Origin of the sequence: Streptomyces sp. NPDC057010 (genome assembly GCF_042673805.1) — a bacterium.
Lineage (GTDB): Bacteria > Actinomycetota > Actinomycetes > Streptomycetales > Streptomycetaceae > Streptomyces.
On sequence record NZ_JBHUSC010000134.1, the window covers coordinates 1 to 1,017 of the forward strand.

General features: G+C 43.5%; 2 protein-coding genes. Both read right to left on the minus strand.

All coding sequences use genetic code 11. The features are described 5' to 3' along the window. A partial coding sequence (locus ACFTXQ_RS36610) for a hypothetical protein (RefSeq protein ID WP_382649991.1) occupies positions 1-590 on the minus strand: 590 nt, incomplete at its 3' end. Between the two features lie 4 nt (positions 591-594). Next, positions 595-1,017 (minus strand): hypothetical protein (locus ACFTXQ_RS36615; protein WP_382649994.1); only part of this gene is annotated, 423 nt, incomplete at its 5' end.

Below are 1,017 nucleotides of genomic sequence, written 5' to 3' on the forward strand. Positions count from 1 at the left end.
CTCCCCCACTTCTCCGGAATTTCAAAGGAAATTGGATACTCCCCATTATTTGAAAATCTAACGGTGACCAATATCCCTTTTTCATTACGAACAATTAATTTAACTGATGCATCAAGCTTTACGATTGCCCGGCCATTATCGAGGCCAAATTTTTTTAATTTCTCAAAACCTTGCATCACCTTTTTTGCGCGATCTCTGCCAAGACCTCCAAGATTTGAGCTTCGCTCAACGACTTTCCCATCGATTTCACATTTCGCATTAAATAGCTCGTTATATCTCTCATCCGGCGTCGGCGCATCACTCGCACATAAAAGATGCTTTATTTCAGCAACCACACCAGAACTCTCCTTATCAAGTCTGGTCTCATACAAACCAATGCCAGAAATTTTCTCGTTTGACACTGTATCGCCTACCGCGACACGCAGCCACCCATCTTCCGAAACAGAGATTTCATTGTTGCCGTAATCACCACCTCCATTTGTAGTAATTCCAAAACTCATCACACTCACCTCCAATTCATTAGCAGCAACTTTCCCCACATAAACACCGAACATTACCGGAAGCAGAGACATCCATATACCAACACTCATAGATTTACACCACATAGCCGATTCTCCATACCTTACCTGTCACATCAGAAAAATGACGCCTTGCATATTCGAGATAATATGGTTCACTGAATGCAGTAATCGAATTTGATTGATGCGCCTGCACAGCACCGAAACCCATAAGGTTCTTCTTTGAATCTCCCTGCCAAACCATCTTTCCGATCATTGCATCCAATTTTCCAAAGTCTATCTCCCTATCCTTGATGTACGAGATATGAACGAAACCACCCCGATCGTAATACTCGTCAGGGAAGTTAAAGTAATGACCATGTTCATGAGCCTCATAGTTGTTTTCCGGGACATCTACCATTTTCCCGCTCTCGGTCGTGTACCTCAAATGCTCCCCCCAAGCCGACGTGTCTGCACGACTGACGTACGGGAATAAATGAAGCAGAACATGCTCATTAAA